General features: G+C 41.3%; 18 protein-coding genes. 16 read left to right on the plus strand and 2 right to left on the minus strand.

The window, feature by feature from the left end; translation table 11 throughout:
* Nucleotides 1–3: 3 nt before the first annotated feature.
* The 10 genes from K5Q22_RS02445 (at nt 4) to K5Q22_RS02490 (ending at nt 11,068) form a co-directional block, all read left to right on the plus strand.
* A complete protein-coding gene (locus K5Q22_RS02445) occupies nt 4–807 on the plus strand; it encodes an MBL fold metallo-hydrolase (RefSeq protein ID WP_024407014.1) in 804 nt (267 codons plus the stop codon).
* A gap of 253 nt (nt 808–1,060) precedes the next feature.
* Nucleotides 1,061–2,446 (plus strand): ABC-F type ribosomal protection protein Vga(F), encoded by a 1,386-nt coding sequence (gene vga(F) / locus K5Q22_RS02450; protein ID WP_205013473.1) that lies wholly within the window; start codon nt 1,061–1,063, stop codon nt 2,444–2,446.
* A gap of 91 nt (nt 2,447–2,537) precedes the next feature.
* Complete coding sequence (pbp2b, locus tag K5Q22_RS02455; RefSeq protein WP_024384903.1) at nt 2,538–4,613, plus strand: penicillin-binding protein PBP2B; 2,076 nt, start codon at nt 2,538–2,540, stop codon at nt 4,611–4,613.
* A gap of 8 nt (nt 4,614–4,621) precedes the next feature.
* A complete protein-coding gene (gene recR, locus K5Q22_RS02460) occupies nt 4,622–5,218 on the plus strand; it encodes a recombination mediator RecR (protein WP_002935848.1) in 597 nt (198 codons plus the stop codon).
* A 104-nt stretch (nt 5,219–5,322) separates the two neighbouring features.
* Nucleotides 5,323–6,369 carry a D-alanine--D-alanine ligase gene (locus K5Q22_RS02465; RefSeq protein ID WP_205013474.1) on the plus strand — a complete coding sequence of 349 codons (1,047 nt, stop codon included), beginning with the start codon at nt 5,323–5,325 and terminating at the stop codon, nt 6,367–6,369.
* A 103-nt stretch (nt 6,370–6,472) separates the two neighbouring features.
* Nucleotides 6,473–6,853 (plus strand): OsmC family protein, encoded by a 381-nt coding sequence (locus tag K5Q22_RS02470; protein ID WP_205013475.1) that lies wholly within the window; start codon nt 6,473–6,475, stop codon nt 6,851–6,853.
* A complete protein-coding gene (locus K5Q22_RS02475; RefSeq protein WP_205013476.1) occupies nt 6,854–7,930 on the plus strand; it encodes an ABC transporter permease in 1,077 nt (358 codons plus the stop codon).
* Nucleotides 7,931–7,939: 9 nt separating this feature from the next.
* On the plus strand, nt 7,940–8,608 hold the full coding sequence (locus tag K5Q22_RS02480) for an ABC transporter ATP-binding protein (RefSeq protein ID WP_205013477.1): 669 nt from the start codon (nt 7,940–7,942) through the stop codon (nt 8,606–8,608).
* Between the two features lie 310 nt (nt 8,609–8,918).
* A complete protein-coding gene (gene murF, locus K5Q22_RS02485; protein WP_205013478.1) occupies nt 8,919–10,280 on the plus strand; it encodes a UDP-N-acetylmuramoyl-tripeptide--D-alanyl-D-alanine ligase in 1,362 nt (453 codons plus the stop codon).
* 89 nt (nt 10,281–10,369) lie between these two features.
* Complete coding sequence (locus K5Q22_RS02490; protein ID WP_205013479.1) at nt 10,370–11,068, plus strand: TIGR02206 family membrane protein; 699 nt, start codon at nt 10,370–10,372, stop codon at nt 11,066–11,068.
* Nucleotides 11,069–11,097: 29 nt separating this feature from the next.
* Here the strand turns inward: K5Q22_RS02490 and K5Q22_RS02495 are convergent, their stop codons facing one another.
* Entirely contained in the window at nt 11,098–13,434 is a 2,337-nt protein-coding gene (locus K5Q22_RS02495) for a cation-translocating P-type ATPase (protein ID WP_205013480.1), read from the minus strand.
* A gap of 235 nt (nt 13,435–13,669) precedes the next feature.
* Here K5Q22_RS02495 and K5Q22_RS02500 point away from each other — a divergent pair, with 235 nt between their 5' ends.
* Nucleotides 13,670–15,214 (plus strand): peptide chain release factor 3, encoded by a 1,545-nt coding sequence (locus K5Q22_RS02500; RefSeq protein ID WP_105134474.1) that lies wholly within the window; start codon nt 13,670–13,672, stop codon nt 15,212–15,214.
* A gap of 337 nt (nt 15,215–15,551) precedes the next feature.
* A complete protein-coding gene (locus tag K5Q22_RS02505) occupies nt 15,552–17,147 on the plus strand; it encodes an ABC transporter ATP-binding protein (RefSeq protein WP_167787073.1) in 1,596 nt (531 codons plus the stop codon).
* Nucleotides 17,148–17,256: 109 nt separating this feature from the next.
* On the opposite strand, the gene K5Q22_RS02510 is transcribed toward K5Q22_RS02505, so the two are convergent.
* Nucleotides 17,257–18,009 (minus strand): hypothetical protein, encoded by a 753-nt coding sequence (locus K5Q22_RS02510; protein WP_205013481.1) that lies wholly within the window; start codon nt 18,007–18,009, stop codon nt 17,257–17,259.
* A gap of 225 nt (nt 18,010–18,234) precedes the next feature.
* On the opposite strand from K5Q22_RS02510, the gene K5Q22_RS02515 reads away from it, so the two are divergent.
* From K5Q22_RS02515 to K5Q22_RS02530, 4 genes are all read left to right on the plus strand, one after another.
* Nucleotides 18,235–18,618, plus strand: coding sequence for a PH domain-containing protein (locus K5Q22_RS02515; RefSeq protein ID WP_002936200.1), 384 nt, complete (start codon nt 18,235–18,237; stop codon nt 18,616–18,618).
* A 77-nt stretch (nt 18,619–18,695) separates the two neighbouring features.
* Complete coding sequence (locus K5Q22_RS02520) at nt 18,696–19,289, plus strand: YitT family protein (RefSeq protein ID WP_205013482.1); 594 nt, start codon at nt 18,696–18,698, stop codon at nt 19,287–19,289.
* Between the two features lie 429 nt (nt 19,290–19,718).
* On the plus strand, nt 19,719–21,299 hold the full coding sequence (locus tag K5Q22_RS02525) for a DEAD/DEAH box helicase (protein WP_205013483.1): 1,581 nt from the start codon (nt 19,719–19,721) through the stop codon (nt 21,297–21,299).
* A 130-nt stretch (nt 21,300–21,429) separates the two neighbouring features.
* On the plus strand, nt 21,430–21,837 hold the full coding sequence (locus K5Q22_RS02530) for a GNAT family N-acetyltransferase (protein ID WP_205013484.1): 408 nt from the start codon (nt 21,430–21,432) through the stop codon (nt 21,835–21,837).
* Nucleotides 21,838–21,906 lie beyond the last annotated feature (69 nt).

A 21,906-nucleotide genomic window follows, 5' to 3' on the forward strand; every position in this document is an offset into this window, starting at 1 on the left:
AATATGATCGGAAAAGGTTTTAATTATAGTATTTTAGCTTCGGGGTCCAGCGGGAATTGTTTTTACCTGGAAACAGATAAAAAGAAAATCTTAGTGGATGCGGGCTTGTCAGGGAAAAAGATTACCAGTCTTTTGGCGGAAATTGACCGAAAGCCTGAGGATATTGATGCTATCCTGGTAACGCATGAACATAGCGATCACATCCATGGTATCGGTGTTTTAGCACGTAAGTATGGGATGGACATTTATGCCAATGAATTGACCTGGCAGGCTATGGAGAGCAAATTGGGCAAGATTGATGTGGCTCAAAAACATATCTTCGAATTGGGTGCTATGAAGACTTTTGGCGACCTAGATATTGAGTCCTTTGGAGTTAGCCATGATGCTGCATGTCCGCAATTTTACCGTTTTATGAAGGATGACAAATCCTTTGTTATGTTGACGGATACAGGCTATGTCAGTGACCGCATGGTTGGAATTGTAGAAAATGCCGATGCTTATTTGATTGAATCGAACCATGATATTGAAATTTTGCGCTCGGGTTCTTATTCATGGAATTTGAAGCAACGGATTCTATCCGATAAGGGCCATCTTTGTAACGAAGATGGAGCTGATGCCATGATTCGCTCGCTTGGAAATCGGACCAAAAAGATTTACCTAGGGCATTTGTCAAAGGAAAACAATATCAAGGAATTGGCTCACATGACCATGGTTAATCAGTTGGCGCAGGCTGATTTAGGAGTTGGAGTAGATTTCCAAGTCTATGACACATCGCCAGATACAGCGACTGCCTTGACCAAGATTTGACAAATTCATTTAACTTGTTTAGAATAAATATATAAAATACGTGAGGTGAAGTTACATGAATAATTAAGCTACTTATTAGTCGTTCTTAAAACTTGTATGAGGTTACATTAACCGATAATATAAGGGATAAGACTGCTCATAAGGGCTTACTATTCGTGTGACTTTTTCCGTAGGGAAAGGTCATGTTTTGCATGGCTTTTTTCTTGTTCATTGAGCAGAATAGGGGCCCTTTTTGTGAAGAAAAGAGGTCTATATGGAAGTAATGAAATGTATTCAATTAGAGAAGGAATTTGCGGGACGAAGTTTGTTTACAATCAAGCAGTTGAGCCTTCAAGCTGGTCAAAAGGTTGGTTTGGTTGGAAATAATGGTGTCGGCAAGTCTACTTTTTTGAAGCTCCTGCTGGGAATGGATGGGGATTATGCAGGACAGATTAAGGTAATAGCAGATTGGGCCTATGTACCCCAGTTACAGGAAATGAGCTCGCTTTCAGGCGGGGAACAAGTTTGGAAGTCTATTCAAGAGGCTTTTGCCCAAAGACCACAGTTGTTAATCATGGATGAACCGACTGCCAATCTGGATCAAGAACATCAAGAAAAGCTGATCAAACAAATCAAACGTTATCGTAGCAGTCTACTGGTTGTCAGTCATGATCGGCATTTTCTCAATCAAGTAGCCAGTCACATTTGGCATTTAGAAGAAGGAAGTATTCAGGTCTATACAGGGAATTACGAGGCGTTTGTAGAAAGTCTCCGGGCTAGGCGAGAAGGACAGCAGGAGGCTTATGAAGCCTATCAGAAAAAAGTCGCTCAACTAAAAAAAGCCCAACAAGAACGTCAGGTCAAGGCTCAGAAGATGGGGAAGAGAAAGAAAGGTGTTTCATCGTCTGAGTGGAAAGTCAGTGCTATGATGGGTTCCTATGATAGTCAAGCCAAGTCAATGGCTAAGTCTGCTAAACAGTTAGATAAAAGGATTGAGAGGTTGGAAAAGGTTAGTCAGCCCAGAAAGGAGGCGTGGGTAAAGATGGAAGCGAAAGGTGCTTTGGATACTGGTCTTCACAGCCTCTTTCGCTTACAGGCTGGTCAGCTCTGGATTAGGGAAAAGTATTTATTTGGTTTCCCTCAGATAGGGATGACGTTTGGGGAGAAGTTAGCCTTAGTGGGGGCGAATGGTTCTGGAAAGACTAGTTTTGTCCAAAAATTATTAAGGAAAGAATTAGCAGGCTATTATAATCCTAAGTTAAAAATTGCTTATTTTGCACAGGATTTGATAAACCTTGATGAAGAAAAGACTGCTTTGGAAAATATTAGTTGTACCTCTCTTCAAGATAGGATGACGATTCTCAATTTATTAGGTATGTTAGGACTTTCTTACGATAAGGCTCAGCAGAAGGTAGCAAATCTGTCTGGTGGTGAGCGTGTTCGTCTCTCCTTAGCTAAGGTATTGTTGGCGGATGCAAATCTTTTGATATTAGATGAACCGACAAATTTTCTAGATATGGCAGCTATTGAAGCTTTGGAAACATTCTTGAAAGAATACGAAGGAAGTGTCCTCTTGATTTCCCATGATCAACAGTTTGTGGAAACATCTGTTCACAGTCAATGGGAGATAGTGCAAGCTTGTCTCGTGAAGAAATCATAAGAAAATATTTTCTGAAAAGGAGGCTCTGTCTAAAAAATATTTTTTGCCTGTGGTATAATAAGAAGGATATTTCTAGAATGAGGTCTTTGAAGTGAAAAAAAGAAAGAACAAGCCTTTGGAACACGATGGAAATTTTATCTCCCTTCGTTTAAATATTTTATTTTCTATCGTGATTTTCCTTTTCCTAGTTTTGATATTGCGTCTGGCAGATATGCAGATCATCAATCATGATTTTTATAGTAATAAGCTGTCTACTGCCAGTCAGAAAATCATCAGCAATGGCTCTATCCGTGGGCAGATTTACGATGCACAGGGAAAACCTTTGGTTGAAAACGAGATTCAGCAGGTTGTCTCCTTCACACGTTCCAACAAGATGTCTGCTCAGGAAATGAAAGAAGTAGCTAATAAACTCTTGCAGTGGGTCAATGTGTCGGACGTAACAATTACTCAACGTGATAAGGCTGACTATTATTTGGCGGATGAAGAAGTTTATCGTCAGGTAGTCGAGGCCTTGCCAGAAGATAAAAAATACGATTCTGATGGCAACTATCTGAGTGAATCGACAATTTATTCTAATGCGGTTGATAGTATCCCTGCTGAAGCATTACAATATTCTGAGCAAGATAGCAAGGCGATTGAACTGTTTAAGCAGATGAATGGAGCTACTTACTTCTCTACTGTTAATTTGGTAACAGATACTCTAACTGCTGAACAGGTTGCTCATATTGTAGCCAATGAAAGTCAACTTCCAGGCATTTCAACGACTAACAACTGGCAACGGACGATTTTACCAACTTCCCTCAGCTCTATTATTGGTACAGTAACGAGTGAACAGGCTGGTTTGCCTGCGGAAGATGCGGAATACTATCTCTCCAAGGGCTATTCATCAAATGACCGTGTGGGAACTGCCTACCTCGAGAAACAATATGAAGAAGTCTTGCAAGGTCAACGTGAGAAAAAACAAATCAACCTTGATCGAAATGGCAATGTCGAAAGTATTGAGACAATCCAAGAAGGGCAGCAGGGAAATAATATTAAACTGACCATTGATTTAGCCTTTCAAGATGGGGTCAATGCTATTTTGAAAAAATACTTTGAAAGTGAGCTGGCTACTGGTAGTGCACTTTACTCGGAAGGGGTTTATGCAGTCGCATTGGAACCTTCAACAGGTGCGGTGCTTGCCATGTCTGGATACAGTCATGAAAAAGGAGCAGGTAGCATAACAGAAGATGCCCTTGGTACGATTACAAGTGTTTTCACACCAGGTTCCATCGTCAAGGGAGCGACAATCAGCTCTGGTTGGGAAAATGGAGTTATCAGTGGCAATCAAGTGCAGTTAGACGAACCAATCTATTTTGCAGGTTCAGCACCAATTACATCTTGGTATGGGGCCTATGGTAGTTTTAATATTGATGCGACAGAGGCTCTAGAATATTCTTCTAACGTCTACATGGTTAAGATTGCCTTAGGACTACTTGGTCAGACCTATTCAGCTAACATGTATTTGAATGATGGCGATACATTGACAAATGCCATGACTAAGCTTCGTTCGACTTTTGCAGAGTATGGTTTAGGTGCTTCTACAGGTATTGACCTGCCACTCGAATCTACAGGATTTTTACCAGAAGAGTATTCGACAGCCAACTTTATTACCAACGCTTTTGGACAGTTTGATAACTATACACCGATGCAGATGGCACAGTATGCAGCGACCATTGCGAATAATGGAACACGGATTTCTCCACACCTCGTTGAGGGAATTTATGGGAATAATGCCCAAGGTGGTTTGGGAGAATTAATTGAAACCGTATCTGGTAAGGAGATGAATCAGGTTAATATTTCCGCTGAGGATATGTCTCTTCTTCGTCAAGGTTTCTACCAAGTTGTCAATGGTAGTGGGCGCTTTAATACAGGTAGTGCTATCGGTCGTGGTGCGGCTGTGACCATCAGTGCCAAGACTGGTACAGCCGAAACCTATACAACGACAGCTTCTGGGGATGTAGTTACTGCGGTCAATACCAACGTTGTTGCTTATGCACCTAGTGATAATCCTCAAATTGCGGTAGCAGTTGTCCTACCAAATTTGACCAATCAAAGTTCAACAACTACTAAGACAATTACTCAAGAAATTATCAATTTATATCAATCACTTCACCCAATGAATTAAGGAGGCTTATGCTTTACCCTACACCTATTGCCAAGTTAATTGATAGTTATTCTAAATTGCCAGGTATTGGTATAAAAACGGCTACCCGTTTAGCTTTTTATACTATTGGCATGGAGGATGATGTCGTTAATGAATTTGCGAAAAATTTATTGGCAGCCAAGCGAGACCTATCTTATTGCTCTATTTGTGGTAATTTGACAGATCAGGACCCCTGTGCCATTTGCCAGGACTCAACGCGAGACCAATCTACTATTTTGATTGTAGAGGATAGTCGAGATGTTACAGCTTTGGAAAATATTCAAGAATACCACGGTCTTTATCATGTCTTGCATGGCTTGATTTCTCCCATGAATGGTATCGGACCAGATGATATTAATTTGAAAACCCTCCTTACTCGCCTGATGGACAATGAGGTTACAGAAGTTATTGTGGCGACCAATGCAACAGCAGATGGAGAGGCTACATCTATGTATATCTCACGTGTCCTCAAACCTGCAGGAATCAAAGTAACCCGACTAGCTCGTGGCTTAGCGGTAGGCAGTGATATTGAATATGCAGATGAAGTGACCCTGTTGAGGGCTATTGAAAACCGCACAGAGTTATAGCTGTTCTGTAGTTAGATACGTTCCTAATTTTAAGATAGGATAGATATGATTTGTTAAATTATGCTATACTAAGAGTAATAGCGTTGATACAGGAAGGAAAATATATGTCAAAAGAAACCTTGATTTTACTATATGGTGGGCGTTCTGCAGAGCGTGAGGTATCCGTTCTGTCTGCCGAAAGCGTCATGCGTGCCATCAATTATGATAAATTTTTTGTCAAAACCTGTTTCATCACACAAACTGGGGACTTTATTAAGACGCAAGAGTTTTCTCAAACACCGTCTGCCGATGAAAAACTCATGACAAACGCGACAATTGTTGAAGAGCAAAAAATCCGTCCGAGCGATATTTATGAAGAAAATGCGGTTGTCTTCCCTGTCCTTCACGGACCGATGGGGGAAGATGGCTCGATCCAAGGCTTCTTGGAAGTGCTTCGTATGCCGTATGTTGGTACCAATATCTTGTCTTCCAGCGTTGCTATGGACAAAATCACTACCAAGCGTGTTCTTGAATCAGCAGGAATCTCCCAAGTACCTTATGTGGCAGTTATCGAGGGTGAAACTATCGACGATAAGATTGCAGAGATTGAAGGAAAATTGACTTATCCGGTCTTTGTAAAACCAGCTAATATGGGGTCAAGTGTCGGTATCTCAAAAGCTGAGGATTTAGCTGGCTTGCGTAAGGCGCTTGATTTGGCCTTCAAGTATGACAGCCGTGTCCTCGTTGAGCAGGGGGTTAATGCGCGTGAGATTGAGGTTGGTCTTTTGGGAAATGCTGACGTGAAAACGACACTTCCTGGCGAAGTAGTCAAAGACGTTGCTTTTTATGACTACGATGCCAAATACATCGACAACAAGATTACCATGGAAATCCCAGCTAAAATTGATGAGTCTATCATGGACACCATGCGGGATAATGCTGCCAAGGCCTTCCGTGCTATCGGTGGTTGTGGCCTTTCTCGCTGTGATTTCTTCCTGACTGAAGACGGAGACATCTTCCTCAATGAGCTCAACACCATGCCAGGATTTACCCAGTGGTCTATGTATCCACTCCTTTGGGATAATATGGGACTTGTTTACCCAGATTTGATTGAAGAGCTTGTTCGTTTGGCCAAGGAAATGTTTGAAAAACGTGAAAGTCATTTGCTTTAATGAGAATGAAAAGGATTGGAAAATTTCCAATCTTTTTCTAGTTCACATTCTTGCAAAGGTTTGCAAAAAGGAATAGAATGGTTTCAAGTATGTGGAGGTATTTATGTATCAAACGACAGTAAAAGGGGAAGGTCTGTTTCAGGCAGTTTCTAAAGGTTATGGTGAACCGGTTCATACTTTTGGTGTAACAGAGCAGGGAGAAACTCCCGTAAGCCTTGTGAACATTGGCTTAGCTGCCTGTGTGACCATGTGTGTGCAGGGCTATTATGCCAGCCAAGAAGGCAATAAAACCATGCCTGTTCAGGTAGAAAGTCGCTTGGACAATCAGCATTTTGAGGTGTTGATTGGAATTGGAGAGTCGGTTTCAGCGCAAAAGCAGAAAGAGATTCTTGCCTATGTGGAAAAGAAATGTAAAGTCAAAGCTCTTTTGAGGGAAGACTTGAAGTTTGAGACAAGTTTTTATGTCTTAGAAAGTGTGGAGTAGATGTTTTTAGCAATTGAAGAAATGCGACAAAATAAGTTGCGTTACGGCTTGATTTTAGGTTTGTTAATCCTGATTTCCTACTTGGTCTTTTTCCTGACAGGTTTGGCTTATGGACTCATGCAGGAAAACAGGACAGCAGTTGATAAATGGCAAGCAGATTATGTCTTGCTCAATACAGAAAGCAATCGCTTGATAACAGCATCCAAAATTGATACAGCCTTGCTTGACCAGGTGGACGCTGGTAACAAGGCCTTGATTCGCCAACAAGCTGGAGTTGCCTATGTGGATGAAAATGCCACCTCAGACGAAAAAGAAAAGGTAAACATCTTTGCCGTTGAGTCTGATAGTTTTATCGTCCCAAATATTGTAGAAGGTCGTTTGTATGAAAAAACGGGAGAAGTCGTTGTAGACAAAACCTTGTCAGAAGTAGAAGGATTTGGGCTTGGAGATCAAATCTATCTATCAGGTTCGGATGAAAAAGTGACCATTATAGGTTATACAGATAATGCTTATTTTGGAGTGGCACCTGTCGTTTATATGGACTTTACGGCATTTGCAGAATTGATGCAGGCTGATAAACAACAAGCAGCAACGAGTAATCTTGCCAGTGCCATTGTCGTTCGTGGAGATGTCGCATCTGTACCAGATGAGCTGGAAAAAGTTGCCATTGCAGACTTTATTGAAAATCTGCCAGGATATAAGGCACAAAATATGACCTTTGGCTTTATGATAGGATTCTTGATTGTCATCTCAGCCATTGTTATTGGTATTTTTATCTTTGTTTTGACAACACAGAAATCACCGATTTTTGGCTTGATGAAAATTCAAGGTCTTTCAAATGGCTATATTTCAGGTTCTGTACTGGCTCAAACCTTCCTACTTGCTGGTTTGGGAACCGTCCTTGGATTGGCTGGAACTTATTTGTCATCCCTTGTCTTGCCAAGTGCTGTTCCATTTGAGAATAACTGGACCTTCTATATTGCAATCGGCCTAGCACTAGTTGTATTTGCCCTATTGGGTGCTAGTTTCTCTGTACGTTCTATCTTTAAGGTAGATCCATTACTAAATCTATCTTAGGAGGTTGTTATGAAAACGCTTATTTTTGAAAATATTAGTAAGACCTTCCAGGATGGCAGTCAAATCATTACGGCTCTTAAGCCAACAAATTTTAGCATTGAAGAAGGCGAATTTGTTGCCATCATTGGACCATCTGGTTCTGGGAAGTCAACATTTTTGACCTTGGCAGGTGGTTTACAAACGCCGACAACAGGTCGTGTTTTAATCAATCAATCGGATTATTCTGATTTACCTGAGAAAAAACGTGCCAAATTGCGCTATAAGGACATTGGTTTTGTCTTGCAGGCTTCCAATTTGATCCCCTTTTTAACAGTCGAAAAACAATTAACCTTGGTTGATAAGGTCAATAAGAAAGCTGATCCGAGCAAGCGAAACGAACTTCTATCTGAATTGGGTGTGGACCATCTCAAAAACAAGTTCCCTAAGGATTTGTCAGGCGGAGAACGGCAGCGTGTAGCTATTGCCCGTGCACTCTACAATGATCCAGCCTTGATTCTAGCTGATGAACCGACAGCCAGTCTAGACAGTAATCGTGCTTTTGAAGTGGTTGAGTTACTAGCTAAGGAAGCCAAAGAACGAAACAAATCCATCATCATGGTAACGCATGACCAGCGCATGATTGAAAAATGCGACAAGGTATATGAGATGAAAGATGGTGTCCTGACTCAAGTTCGATAAAAAGTGGTATAATGGGAGCGGGAAAGAACTCAAACATTCAAAGAAGAGTTTCCCTCACTTTCAAACAGTAGGTTCGGGCTAAAATAGTCCGCTGGACTATTTTACTCCCACCCCCGTACACCTCCAACTGTCTGGGAGACAGTTGGAGGTTGGAAATGGAGCGAACTCTGTTCGCATCAGCCGTAGAGGACAGATTTGGAGTGTAAAACACGAACAAATCTGCCAATCAACCACTGCGCTGAGATGTTGACTCAAACTTTGAGAAACGGTGCTGGGCTTGAGCCCAGCCTCTAGTTTATTGGAGAAAACAATGAAATTAACCTTACACGAAGTCGCTCAGGTCTTGGGCGCAAAAAATGATATTAGTCTTTATCCTGATACAGCACTCAACAAGGTCGAGTTCGATAGTCGACTCGTTACAACTGGCGACCTCTTTGTTCCCCTCAAGGGGGCGTGTGACGGTCATGACTTTATTCCTGTAGCTTTTGAAAATGGCTGCGCAGTAACCCTGTCTGAAGTCAGCCTTGATGTTCCCCACATCCTAGTAGATGACTGCTTGGCTGCGCTTCAACAATTAGCGGCCTACTACCTAGAGAAAACAGGGGTAGAAGTCATTGCTGTGACAGGCTCAAACGGTAAAACGACCACCAAGGACATGATTCACGATGTTCTGGCGACGACTTACAAGACTTACAAGACACAAGGCAACTACAACAACGAAATTGGTCTGCCTTACACCGTCCTCCATATGCCTTACGATACAGAAAAACTGGTATTGGAAATGGGCCAAGACCACTTGGGCGATATTCACCTCTTGTCTGAAATTGCCAAACCAAGTCTATCAGTTATTACCCTTTTTGGTGAAGCCCATCTGGAATTTTTCGGCTCACGCGAAGAGATTGCCAAAGGAAAATTACAGATTGCGGATGGAATGACAGCTGGTAGTAAACTCTTGATCCCAGCAGATCCGATTGCGGACAAACTCTTGCCAAGCAATGTAGAACTCATTCGTTTCGGTGAGCAGGCTGATTTGCAGGTGACCAGTCTGGTCGAGTCAAAAGATAGCCTGACCTTCACCGTCAACTTTATGGACGGCGACATTTTCCTCCCGGTAACGGGCAAGTACAATGCCACCAATGCCATGGTAGCAAGCTATGTGGGCAAGACCTTGGGTGTGCCTGATGAGGCAATCAAGTCAGCTTTAGCCAGTCTGAATTTGACCCGCAACCGCACCGAGTGGAAGAAGGCGGCAAATGGAGCAGATATTCTCAGCGATGTCTACAACGCAAACCCAACGGCCATGCGCTTGATTTTGGAAACCTTCACTAGTATTCCAGCCAATGAAGGCGGCAAGAAAATTGCCGTTTTGGCAGACATGAAAGAACTGGGTAGCCAATCCGTCGATCTCCACAATCAGATGATTCTAAGCCTGTCGCCTGATGTGCTAGACACTGTTATTTTCTATGGTCAAGATATTGAAGGCCTGGCTCAGTTGGCTAGTCAGATGTTCCCAATTGGAAAAGTCTATTTCTTCAGGAAAAATGCAGAGCAGGACCAATTTGAAGACCTGGTGAAGCAAGTCAAGGAAGTCCTTGGTGGGAAAGACCAAATCCTCTTTAAAGGCTCTAATTCTATGAACCTTGGAAAAGTGGTGGAAGCAATAGAAAAGTAGAGAGGCAAGACCTCTCTTTTTAGCAAGTCTTGTCAAAATGTCGAAAAGTTGATATACTGATTCCTGGGGAAAGAAAGGAATTTAATAAGATGAGTGATTTTTTTAGTAATCAGATTTCTGAAGCACCGAACTTGGACGTATTGGAACATCTGTTTCTCATGATTATTTGGTTTTTCATGCTCTATCTTTGTTTTCGTTGTTACCAAAAGAGATGGTTTCATACTGTTTTTTGGTGGCTTCAATTTATACAGATTGTCTCCCTTTATACTTGGTATATCGTAGCTGATTTTCCTCTTTCAGAGAGTCTTCCTTTTTATCATTGTCGCTTGGCCATGCTCTTTATTCTTTGGGCGAAGCCTGGGCCCTTGAAACGTTATTTTGCCTATCTGGGTCTTTTTGGATCGCTTTCAGCCTTTATTCATCCGGTATTTGACCCGTTTGCTTTTCCACACCTTACCTTCTTTACTTTTGTTATTGGCCACTATGCCTTGACCGTTAATTGTATGTTGTACCTATTATCTGATTTAGAAGGGGAGATGTTGAAGGGGAAAGAGGTAGTGAAATATACGCTTATTATGAATATGCTGATTCTAGGAGTAGCTCTTTTAACTGGTGGGAATTATGGATTTTTAAGACAGGCACCCTTAGTGAATACTAATAATATTCCTTTGAATTTCTTCTTGGTAACTTGCCTACTCTGTTTCTCTATTTTGAGTATACAAGCTATGCTGATTGCCTATTTGAAAAAAGAAAGCAAACAAATGAATTCGCAGATATTGAAAAAATAAGACTTGAAATTAGTTTTTCAAGTCTTATTTTAGTTTTTAAATGCGCCTTGTTTGTAGCTAATCCAGAAAAAGACAGGAATAAAAATAAGCATTAATCCAGAATAGATTGGCAATGTGTGACTGTTTAGAGGGTGAATTTCAATCAGACCATGTAGGAAATGGGAGCTGATGAAGAAACCGAAAACGGAATAAATAATAAGAGCCAGTCGAGCTTTTGTCAGTGGCAAACAGGCACGAATGACAGCCAGTAGACCTGTTGAACCAAGAACATAATAAGAGAGGGTTTGCATGTCATGCAAGTTTAAGTATCCAAAGACTTGCAGTAAATGGAAAATAAGGACACTGAGAACAACCATGAGAGCATTTGGTAGGGCTAAGAGAAGAGATTTTCTGAGAAAATGTTTTTCTACGGGGCGGATATTTCGTTCAAAAGTTAGGATAAAAGGAGGAAAACCTTCAACAAATTGACCAATGAGGGTCATTTGTATCTGAATAAATGGGAAAACTAACAAATATTCTGCTTTACCAAGGGTGATACTAGCGATACAGATAAGGCCAAGTAAGAAAGAGTAGATTGTTTTGATAAGAAAGATGGGAGCAATGTGGGAGATGTTATTAACAACGCGTCGTCCCTCAAAGAGAATCTCAGGAATATCTCGAAATTCAGAATCTAGGAGGACTAGATTAGCGATTTGTCTAGTAGCGGGATCGCCTTCTGCCATAACAATGGAACAATCAGCTTCGCGTAGTGCAAGAATATCATTGACCCCGTCACCGGTCATTGCAGTAGTATGTCCCTGTGCTTTGAGGGTTTGGATGAGCAATTTTTTCTGATGTGGTGATACGCGACCGAAAATGGCGGTTGTTTCAGCTCTGGCAATTAGTTCTTCGTCGTCAACTTTGGAACAATCGATATAGCTATCGTAGTCAGCAAATCCAGCTTCCTTAGCAATGTGTGAGACAGTCACAGGATTGTCACCAGAGATTATTTTTAGTGTCACTTCTTGTGAGCGAAGATAGGCTAGTGTTTCTGCGGCGTCTTCTCGGATTGGGTCGGCAATTTCTAATAGAGCTAGAGGTTCAATATTCTCAGGTAGCTGATTTTGAGAAGAAGGAAGGGGCTGTTGGCTAAGCGCAAGAATCAGGACACGGGAACCACGAGCCTGTGCCTCAGAAACAGAAGGAGGATTTTGTGTTAGCAACATTTCTGGTGCCCCTAGAAAAATGCGACCAATGTTTTCTATTGTCATTGCTCCCCATTTTCTATCGCTAGAAAATGGAATGATGTGACTAGCTTTATAGTGGTGCTCTAAATCACCATATTCTTTTCGAATGGCCTGAGCTGTTGAATTAGTATCCTCACTTGTCTGGATATAGGTAGCGAGTATCTCTTGGATAGTGTCAAGTGAATAATGGTTGGTTAAGGGGAGCAGGTTTTCGACGGTCATTTTCCCCTGAGTAATCGTTCCGGTCTTATCCAAACAAAGAACATCAACTCGGGCAAGTGTTTCGACGGAATACATTTCTTGTACGAGGACATTTTTCATTCCCAGTTTGATAACGGCAGTTAAGAGAGAAGTGATGGTTAGCAGAGCAATTCCCTTTGGTAACATACCTAGTAGGGCAGTAGAGCTGGTAATAACTGAGTCTTTTAAGGGAAGAAGTTTGATGAAAAAGGCTTCTAGAAAAAGAGCGAGTCCGAATGGAATGATAATTTTTCCTGTAAATTTAGCAATTTTATCCATATTGTAAAGAATACGAGAGACGATAGGTTTGTGAGTTTTCGCCTCGAGCATGAGCTTATTGGCATAGTTTTCTGCGCCAACATGGATGACTGTTGCATAAATCTGTCCGCTAACTAGATAGCTACCAGACAATAATTCAGCCCCATTATTTTTCACAATCAAGTCGCTTTCACCAGTTAACATGGCCTCGTTTGCCTCGGCTATACCTTCTAAAACAATAGCATCACTAGGAACTTGTTCGCCAGCAGACAGCAAGAGAACATCATCTAAGACAATATCTTCTGGTGCAATAGAGATTGTCTCGCCGTCACGAACAACTCGGATAAAATCCTTGTTCATCAGGTTGAGTTTGTCAATCATTCGTCGTGCCCGCCATTCTGTCAGCATTCCTGAAACAGCGTTGAGGACAATAACTCCGAAGAAGAAAAGGTTGGACCATGCCTGAACAGCTAGTAAGGCTAAGAAAATGGCAAAATTGAGTGCGTTAAAAGATGTAAACACATTTCGTCTGAAGATTTCCCAATTACTGGCACTGGTCTTTGTCTTAAAATGATTGGTTTGCTGGTTTTGAATACGTTCTTGTACTTCCTTGGTTGATAAACCTTTTATTTTTTTATTCATTATTTTATCTTTCTTTTTCTAGTATATAGAATACATCTCATACTTATTGTAACATATTTATAATACAACAGTATAGGTCTGTAGACCTATTCTTCAATAGTTTGAAAAATTCCCTTATTTCCGATATAATAAAAGAGTTGTCTAGTAAAGAATAAGGATGAATCCAATGTAAATCGAATAAGATAAGAGCTCAGCTCTGCTATGAATCAAAATACAAAAATGAAAAGGAAATATTATGTCACTACAAGAAGAAATCAAGAAACGCCGCACCTTTGCGATTATTTCTCACCCGGACGCGGGTAAAACAACCATTACCGAGCAGTTGCTCTACTTTGGGGGTGAGATTCGTGAAGCAGGTACGGTCAAGGGGAAAAAGACTGGTAATTTTGCCAAGTCTGACTGGATGGATATTGAGAAACAACGTGGTATCTCTGTTACCTCCTCTGTTATGCAGTTTGACTACGCAGGCAAGCGTGTCAATATCTTGGATACACCAGGGCACGAGGACTTCTCTGAGGATACTTATCGTACCTTGATGGCGGTGGATGCGGCTGTCATGGTGGTGGACTCTGCCAAGGGTATCGAGGCCCAGACTAAAAAGCTCTTTGAGGTTGTGAAGCACCGCAACATTCCTGTTTTCACTTTTATCAACAAGTTGGACCGTGACGGTCGTGAGCCGTTGGATTTGTTACAGGAGTTGGAAGAAGTCTTGGGCATTGCCAGCTACCCAATGAACTGGCCGATTGGTATGGGGAAATCCTTCGAGGGACTTTATGATCTCCATAACAAACGCTTAGAACTCTATCGAGGTGATGAGCGCTTTGCAAGCTTGGACGAGGGTGACAAGCTCTTTGGTTCTAACCCTTTTTATGCACAAGTTCTAGATGATATTGAACTCTTGGCAGAAGCGGGGAATGAATTCTCCGAGCAGGCGATTTTGGACGGCGATTTGACACCTGTTTTCTTCGGATCTGCCCTGACAAACTTTGGTGTGCAGACCTTCCTTGACACCTTCTTGGAATTTGCTCCAGAGCCACATGGTCACAAGACAACGACAGGGGACGTTATTGACCCGCTCGATAAAGATTTTTCGGGCTTTGTCTTCAAAATCCAAGCCAACATGGACCCTCGTCACCGCGACCGCATTGCCTTTGTCCGTGTGGTTTCGGGCGAATTTGAACGCGGTATGGCGGTCAACCTGCCACGTACAGGCAAGGGGGCCAAGTTGTCCAACGTGACCCAGTTCATGGCTGAATCCCGTGAGAATGTGGAAAATGCAGTAGCGGGTGACATTATCGGGGTTTACGACACAGGGACCTATCAGGTAGGAGATACCTTGACCGTAGGTAAGAACAAGTTTGAATTCGAACCGCTACCGACCTTCACCCCTGAAATTTTCATGAAAGTTTCTGCTAAAAACGTTATGAAACAAAAATCCTTCCACAAGGGAATCGAGCAACTGGTACAGGAAGGGGCTATCCAGCTCTACAAGAATTACCAGACTGGCGAGTATATGCTGGGTGCCGTTGGTCAGCTCCAGTTTGAAGTTTTCAAACACCGCATGGAAGGCGAGTACAATGCTGAGGTAGTCATGACCCCAATGGGTAAAAAGACTGTCCGTTGGATTAAGCCAGAAGACCTGGATGAACGCATGTCATCAAGCCGCAACATCCTAGCCAAAGACCGCTTTGACCAACCAGTTTTCCTTTTTGAAAACGACTTCGCCCTCCGCTGGTTCGCGGATAAATATCCAGATGTGGAGTTGGAAGAGAAGATGTAGCGGAAAGACATAAATCAGTAATCAACAAAGTTGATTTGATTTCGTCGTCTTTCCCTCGCAAGGGCGTCCAGTAATGTGTTGACGCCTACTGCGTCGAAGGCCAGTGGACCTTTTCTAGTGGGAGATGAGAGCTGATGGTAATCAGCTTACCTTTTACTAACAGCTGTTCAGCTTTGAAAATCACTATCTACTCGAAATAATAGAGGAATAAGGCTCGGTTAATCCGATCCTTTTCTTTTACCTCGTTTCTATGGGGGATTTTTTTTGCAAAAAAACAATATTTTAATATAATTGTATTAACAGCAAATACTCGAATCAATCGGAGGTGCCGATAGCAATGTTCCATTACCTAAAAAAGTGTCGTTCAGAATTTTTTATCTATAGCTTGGTTTCAGTTGTTTATGCTCTGATTTTAGCAGCGACAGGTTTCGTCTATGCTCGGGTTTCTGAGTCGGCTTTGTCTGGAAATCAGCAGGTATTTTTGACAAGTTCTCTTATAGCAGTTGGATTCTTCATTTGTGATATTTATTTTGATTATTTGCCACGCTATCTCAAGTTTAAATTGGTCAATCGTATCATGGAATTGACAAGAAATGAGTTGGTTGCAACCTATGCAGTAGAGGATATTGCTCAATTTGAAGAAAAAGCAAGCTCAGATAGGGTAAGTGTTTTAGTGAATCATTTAGATGTATTAGAAAATGGCTTTTTAATACCAGGTTTATCAATGGTAACGAGTGTCCTTGTATTTACTTTCTCCTTAATTGGAGCACTTTACTTGCAAGGAACAATGACTATTATCATGTTGGTGCTTTGTTTTATCCCTTTCTTAGCACCGTTGATAAATAATAAAATTTTGGCTCATACGACTAAAGAAAGTCAAGAAGAGAAAAATGTCTATTTAAAACGATTTAGTGAGTTTGTACAAGCATTTTCTTTCATACGTATTAGTAATATTACGCCAGTCTTTGAAAAGAATCTAGAGACTTCTAGTCAAGAATACGCTAAAAGAGCCATCCTATTTTCCAAAAAGCAATCTCAAACCTATGCAGTATCTTACGGTTTGAGTAGTATTGTCTATTCTGGTTCATGGATTATTGGAGGTATCTTTGTTTTCCAAGGGATGCTGAAAATTTCAGACTTGATTGCTATGACCACACTAATGGGAACGGTTGCTGGTCCCATTCAAACCATGTCAGGACTGATTACAGAGTATCTTGCTAGTCGAACGGTCGTGGAAGAATTGACGACTATTCTGAAAGGACAATCACATGAAGACAAAGTCCAACAAGAGTTGACAGAACCTATAAGGACTTTAACTTTAGATGGGGTTAGTTCCCATAATCAACAACACCCTATATTTGACAACTTTTCTTATCAATTTCTTGCTGATAAAAAATATGCTATCGTTGGTAAAAGTGGTAGTGGAAAGACGACATTGCTGAGACTCTTGCTAGGTGTTCAATCACCAGATGAGGGGGCGATTTTCATAAATCAGATTAATCTTTCAGAAGTGGCTCAGGCTTCCTATTTTGATAAGATGTATTATCTACCGCAAAAAACAGCTATTTTTGCAACAACTATAGGAGATAACTTGACACTGTTTGAAACTTTGGATGAGACTAAAGCCCTGAAATGTTTAGAACAAGTAGGGTTGCTGGACTGGTTTGAGAGACAGGAGGCTGGATTCGATACGCCTTTATCCTCCTCTAAACAACTATCGGGTGGTGAAGAGCGGAGATTTGATTTGGCGCGGGCCCTTTATAGAGATGCGGAGGTCTTACTATTTGATGAACCAACAACGGGATTAGATAGTGAGAATGAGGCTTTTATTGCAGAGACTCTTGCTAATATTAAAGAGAAATTGTTGATAGTGGTTACTCATTCACAAAGTGAATCATTCTTATCCGTTTTTGATGAGAAGGTTGAGTTATGATGTTTAAAGTCCTTAAAGCAATTAAGCACTACAAGCTTTTGAGTATATAGACTACATCTTGATATGAAAATCATAAAAGGACGAGCTTTGTACAACTCGTCCTTGTTTGTTATTTTTCTAGAGTAAATTCTTCATTTCCGTTAATAATGGTGGTATTTCCCTTGCGAGAATAGGAAATAATATCTTTTACAGAAATATCATATGTAGTTAGCTGGTTGATGGCTGCGTCATTAATTTTTGTAATGGTCACGGTATGGAAGAGCTGATCGACTTCTCCCTCGAAAAAGGTAGCTGAGATAGTACCAGTTTCTTGATTGTATGTGGCACCTAGTTCTTTAGCATACTCGTCTTGGTACTTATGAAATTCTTTTTCCGCCTCAGCTTGTGTAGGTAGAAATGATTTCAATTGCTTTTCATAGTCTGCTCCGAGAGCGGTTGTTAAGTATTCTTCTACGGAAATTCCTAGAGAACTTGCTTCTTTTTGTGCTTCCTCTAACATTACCTTGTAAGCTTGATCCAAGGTTAATTTTGCGATTTTAGGAATATCAAAGCTTGTTGTAGCGGTGAAGACAGCTTTCTTATCTACGACTGTCATCGTATAAGTTGCATCAATCCACGTTTTATCGATACCTGGAAGTTGATTTTGCAATTCCTTGATACTGGTTTCGACAATATCTTGTTCAGCTTGGGAATTGCGCCATGTACCGCTAATGTTGCCACTATTATATTTGAATAATGCAAGACAGGCAAAAAATACGATAATAGTCATAAAGACAGTGATGATTATTCCAAGAATGCGATTACGTTTCTTTTTCTGTTCCGCAACGAGTTCTTCGAAAGCTTGAGTAGCTGTGTTTTCCATAATATTCTCCTTCTGTTCCCCCTTTTTCAATATACTATAGTTTGTTTGCTCTGTCAATGGCTATATTAGTGTACAGAGCGAGGAAGAAGTGTCGAGACTCCTCGCCTTACAGAAGTAGATAAAGAAGGAGAGCGGAAGTGTTGTGACGTATGATTGACAAGGACAAAGTAGTCTATTTTCATTATTTTGTGTTATACTATAGAAAAATATCAAAGGAGCCATATTATGGGACTATTTTCAGGTTTACTAGGTAATGCCTCGCAAATGGATAATGATAAGATTGAACAGGAATTGGAGCATGTTCTACTGGATAATGAACAGGTTGAGATGGCATTTAGTCTGGTTCGTGATTTGATTGTTTTTACAGAATATCGATTGATTTTGGTCGATAAGCAAGGAATGACTGGGAAAAAGGTATCTTATAAATCGATTCCTTACCGCTCGATTTCACGATTTACGGTAGAAACCTCTGGTCATTTTGACTTAGATGCTGAGCTGAAAATATGGATTTCCTCGGCTGTTGAACCTGCTGAAATTCTTCAGTTTAAGAGCGATAAGAGTGTCATTGCTATTCAAAAAGCTCTGGCTTCAGCTGTCTTAGGAAAATAGGAAAAAAGTACAGAAAGTGGCTATCCGCTTTCTGCTTTTTTTGATATACTAAGGTGGACTGTTTGTGAGGAGAGAATATGATGCAGATAAAATGGAGAGACTGCTTATTGATATGTTTTGGGGCAATCCTATATGCCCTTGTTTTGAATATGCTCATCATTCCACATGAATTTGGTGAAGGTGGGATTACTGGTGTTACCCTACTTTTGTTTTATACGACAGGGATTGAAACAAGTCTGTCCAGTTTTGTTTTGAATGGGATTTTGATTGTATTAGCCTACCGTTTTTTGAGTAAGTTAACGGTTTTCTATACTTTCTTAGCGGTTGCTACTATGTCCTTAACCATGCATTATACGACTTTTCTGCAAATAAAATGGTTGCCCCTGATTCCCTCTGCTCTCTTGGCGGGATTGGTGACAGGTTTATCAATGGCTCTAGTCATTTATGGAAACGGGTCCACGGCAGGAAGTGATATTATTGCATTGTTGTGTAATAAATATTTCAAATGGAAGATTTCCACCGTTATTCTCATTTTTGATGTATTTGTGGTAACTCCTTTGGCTTTTAAAATTGGATTTGTAAAAACATTTTGGACATTGGTAATGGTTGTCATTATCAGTAAAAGTTTGGACTGGTTCTTGCAAGCATTGAAAAGGAATAATCATAAATAAAAATACAAGAAAAAACTAGTTATGCATATATAGCTAGTTTTTTATTATAGTCGAATGAATTAATACTCAATGAAAATCAAAAACAGACTAGGCGACGCAGATGCAGATAGAACTGAAGTTCATCAAATCAAGTCAACAACGTCTGATTTTGATTTTCGAAGAGTATAACTTTCAGACAAGGAGCTGGTACTCGAGTAGGGCAAACCGAAAGTGTCAATGTATCAAAGCTGATTTAAATGACTATAAAAATGATGGACTTCTCATGAAAACGTATTATTGACTTTTTAAAGGTAAATACTAACTATTATTGTTAGATTGTGTTATACTTGGTAAGTTGCAAATCCAATATCAGTGGTTCGACCCTGATATCTTGTTACAAAAAAAGTTAGATAAGGTAGCTTCGCACTGCCTTTTAGAAAAGAGAATACATTGAAATTTACAGATTTACAATTGTCCGAAGACATTTTGCTTGCCGTTGAGAAGGCTGGTTTTGAAACGCCGTCACCTATCCAGGAGCAGACCATTCCGCTTGCTCTGGAAGGAAAAGATGTGATTGGTCAAGCCCAAACGGGTACAGGGAAAACTGCAGCCTTTGGTCTGCCAACCCTCAATAAAATTGATACCAACAATCAAGTTGTACAAGCCCTGATTATTGCCCCAACGCGTGAGTTGGCGGTTCAGAGTCAGGAAGAGCTTTTCAAATTTGGTCGTGAAAAGGGTGTGAAAGTCCGCTCTGTTTACGGTGGATCAAGCATTGAAAAACAAATCAAGGCCCTTCGCTCAGGTGCCCACATCGTTGTTGGTACACCAGGACGCTTACTGGACTTGATCAAACGCAAGGCCCTCAAGCTTGACGGTGTTGAAACCCTCATTCTTGATGAGGCTGATGAAATGCTCAACATGGGCTTCTTGGACGATATTGAAGCAATCATCGAACGTGTACCAGAAAGCCGTCAAACCCTTCTGTTTTCTGCAACTATGCCAGAGCCAATCAAGCGTATCGGTGTCAAGTTCATGAAAGAGCCTGAGCATGTTAAGATTGCGGCTAAGGAATTGACCAATGTGAACGTTGACCAATACTATGTCCGTGTCAAAGAACATGAAAAATTTGACACCATGACACGCCTCATGGATGTTGACCAGCCTGAATTGTCTATTGTCTTCGGTCGTACTAAGCGCCGTGTCGATGAATTAACTCGTGGTTTGAAACTGCGTGGCTTCCGTGCAGAAGGTATCCACGGAGATTTGGACCAGAACAAGCGCCTCCGTGTCATCCGTGATTTTAAAAATGACCAGATTGACGTCCTTGTTGCGACGGACGTTGCGGCGCGTGGATTGGATATTTCAGGTGTAACGCATGTCTATAACTACGATATTCCACAGGACCCAGAAAGCTATGTGCACCGTATCGGTCGTACAGGTCGTGCGGGTCAATCAGGTCAGTCTATTACCTTTGTTTCGCCAAACGAGATGGGCTACTTAGCAATCATCGAAGATTTGACCAAGAAACGTATGAAAGGTCTCAAACCAGCAACTGCTCAGGAAGCATTCGAAGCTAAGAAGAAAGTTGCTTTGAAAAAGATTGAGCGCGAAATGGCTGATGAAACCATCCGTAGCAATTTCGATAAGTTCAAGAAAGATGCAGTCAAGTTGGCAGCTGAATTTACCCCTGAAGAGTTAGCGCTTTATGTATTGACCTTGACTGTTCAGGATCCAGAAAGCCTGCCAGAGGTAGAAATTGCGCGTGAAAAACCACTGCCATTCAAGTTTGCACCTGGTCAAGCCAAGGGCAAGGGTGGCCGTGGTGGTCGCGACCGTGATCGTGGTGGCCGTCGTGACGGTGACCGCAACCGAGACCGCGGAGGACGCCGTGGTGATCGTAACGACCGCAACCGTCGTGATGACAAGTTCAAACGTGACAACCGCCGTCAGGACAACAAAAAACCACACCAACGCACATCAAGTGAAAAGAAAACAGGCTTTGTTATCCGTAATAAAGGCGAGAGATAAGCTTAAAACCGCTTCCTAATTGGAGCGGTTTTTGTTATACTAGAAGTAGCAAAACAGGAGGAAAGACCATGGGCGTTTTGACAATGGATAGAGCCTTTGTATTCTAAAAAACTATACAAAGGAGAAGAAAATGATTACTTACAAACAACATCCTCAACTTGATTTTCAAGCAGTCCTTGACCTCTATGCTTCAGTTGGTTGGACAAATTATACTGACCGGCCTGCCATGTTACAGAAGGCTTTGGAACATAGCCTGTTTGTTCTTGCGGCCTTTGACGGTGATCGTCTCGTGGGTCTCTTGCGAGCAGTTGGTGATGGCTATTCAATCGTTTTTATTCAGGACATCTTGGTCCTGCCCACCTATCAGCGTCAGGGAATTGGTCGTCAGCTTTTGGAGCAGGCCATTACCCATTTTCCAGAGATTTATCAGCTTCATCTCTTGACGGACAATACTGAGAAAACGCGGTCTTTCTATGAGGCAATTGGCTTTACAGCCGTTGATAGCCTGGACTGTGTCGCCTACACCTATTTAAAATAATAAGACAATCTAAAAAAGCAGAGGCTGGGAGACCAGCCTTTTGCTTTGAGCAAATGATTTGAATTTCAA

The organism is Streptococcus sp. 2018162 (assembly GCF_019754175.1).
In the GTDB taxonomy this organism is placed as follows: Bacteria; Bacillota; Bacilli; order Lactobacillales; family Streptococcaceae; genus Streptococcus; species Streptococcus hashimotonensis.

Excerpts from the sequence above, each read along its gene's own strand:
- K5Q22_RS02495 (WP_205013480.1), bottom strand. The coding sequence starts at position 13,434 with ATGAATAAAAAAATAAAAGGTTTATCAACCAAGGAAGTACAAGAACGT.
- K5Q22_RS02505 (WP_167787073.1), top strand. The coding sequence starts at position 15,552 with ATGTTCCATTACCTAAAAAAGTGTCGTTCAGAATTTTTTATCTATAGC.
- K5Q22_RS02480 (WP_205013477.1), top strand. The coding sequence starts at position 7,940 with ATGAAAACGCTTATTTTTGAAAATATTAGTAAGACCTTCCAGGATGGC.
- K5Q22_RS02530 (WP_205013484.1), top strand. The coding sequence starts at position 21,430 with ATGATTACTTACAAACAACATCCTCAACTTGATTTTCAAGCAGTCCTT.
- K5Q22_RS02465 (WP_205013474.1), top strand. The coding sequence starts at position 5,323 with ATGTCAAAAGAAACCTTGATTTTACTATATGGTGGGCGTTCTGCAGAG.
- recR (WP_002935848.1), top strand. The coding sequence starts at position 4,622 with ATGCTTTACCCTACACCTATTGCCAAGTTAATTGATAGTTATTCTAAA.
- K5Q22_RS02490 (WP_205013479.1), top strand. The coding sequence starts at position 10,370 with ATGAGTGATTTTTTTAGTAATCAGATTTCTGAAGCACCGAACTTGGAC.
- K5Q22_RS02470 (WP_205013475.1), top strand. The coding sequence starts at position 6,473 with ATGTATCAAACGACAGTAAAAGGGGAAGGTCTGTTTCAGGCAGTTTCT.
- K5Q22_RS02500 (WP_105134474.1), top strand. The coding sequence starts at position 13,670 with ATGTCACTACAAGAAGAAATCAAGAAACGCCGCACCTTTGCGATTATT.
- murF (WP_205013478.1), top strand. The coding sequence starts at position 8,919 with ATGAAATTAACCTTACACGAAGTCGCTCAGGTCTTGGGCGCAAAAAAT.
- K5Q22_RS02520 (WP_205013482.1), top strand. The coding sequence starts at position 18,696 with ATGATGCAGATAAAATGGAGAGACTGCTTATTGATATGTTTTGGGGCA.
- K5Q22_RS02475 (WP_205013476.1), top strand. The coding sequence starts at position 6,854 with ATGTTTTTAGCAATTGAAGAAATGCGACAAAATAAGTTGCGTTACGGC.
- K5Q22_RS02510 (WP_205013481.1), bottom strand. The coding sequence starts at position 18,009 with ATGGAAAACACAGCTACTCAAGCTTTCGAAGAACTCGTTGCGGAACAG.
- K5Q22_RS02445 (WP_024407014.1), top strand. The coding sequence starts at position 4 with ATGATCGGAAAAGGTTTTAATTATAGTATTTTAGCTTCGGGGTCCAGC.
- K5Q22_RS02515 (WP_002936200.1), top strand. The coding sequence starts at position 18,235 with ATGGGACTATTTTCAGGTTTACTAGGTAATGCCTCGCAAATGGATAAT.